Annotated in this window: 1 pseudogene; it reads left to right on the forward strand. The window is 55.7% G+C overall.

Annotated features, from left to right (window positions below):
* Positions 1–940, forward strand: a pseudogene (trkA, locus tag INT19_RS13420) (Trk system potassium transporter TrkA); the annotation flags it as partial.

Below are 940 nucleotides of genomic sequence, written 5' to 3' on the forward strand. Positions count from 1 at the left end.
TATCCCATTGTGCTGCGTCAGGCGGGCTGTGAAGACGCCGATATGTTGATTTTGCGGTGACCAACACCGATGAAATCAACATGATCGCCTGCCAAGTCGCCCATACCCTGTTTCGCACGCCTACCAAAATTGCCCGCGTACGCTCAACCGCCTACCTCACCCGTAAGGGATTGTTTGCCCACGAAGCGATTCCTATTGATGTACTGATCAGCCCTGAACAAGTAGTCACGGATCATGTTCGCCGCCTGATTGAGCACCCCGGTGCGTTGCAGGTGTTGGAGTTTGCCGGTGGTTTGGTGCAGCTGGTGGCGGTCAAGGCGTTCTACGGTGGCCCGTTGGTGGGACAGGATTTAGCCTTTTTAGCCAAGCACATGCCCAATGTGGAAACACGCGTCGCGGCAATTTATCGCCGCAACCGACCGATTATTCCCCGTGGCGATACGGTGATTGAAGCCGACGACGAGGTGTTTTTCCTGGCGGCACGGCGCGATATTCGCACGGTAATGAGCGAACTACGCCGCGTTGAACGGGATTTCCGACGGGTAGTGATTGCCGGTGGGGGCAATATCGGTGAACGCTTGGCCGAACACTTGGAGCACAGTCATCAGGTCAAGATTATCGAGCACAGTTTAGAGCGCTGTACTGCACTTTCCGAGCGGCTTGACCGAACAGTGGTGCTACACGGCAGCGCCACCAGCAAGCGGCTGTTGGAAGAAGAGAACATCGAAGACTGCGATATCTTTTGTGCTCTGACCAACGACGACGAGGTCAATATTATGTCGTCGCTGCTGGCCAAACGCTTGGGCGCCAAGAAGGTACTGACGCTGATTAACAACGCTGCCTACGTGGACTTGGTTCAGGGGGGAGAAATCGATATCGCCATTTCCCCCCAGCAAGCAACCATCGGCAGCCTGCTTACCCACGTCCGCCGCGGCGATAT

The organism is Halomonas sp. 3A7M (assembly GCF_014897875.1).
Classification (GTDB): Bacteria; Pseudomonadota; Gammaproteobacteria; order Pseudomonadales; family Halomonadaceae; genus Vreelandella.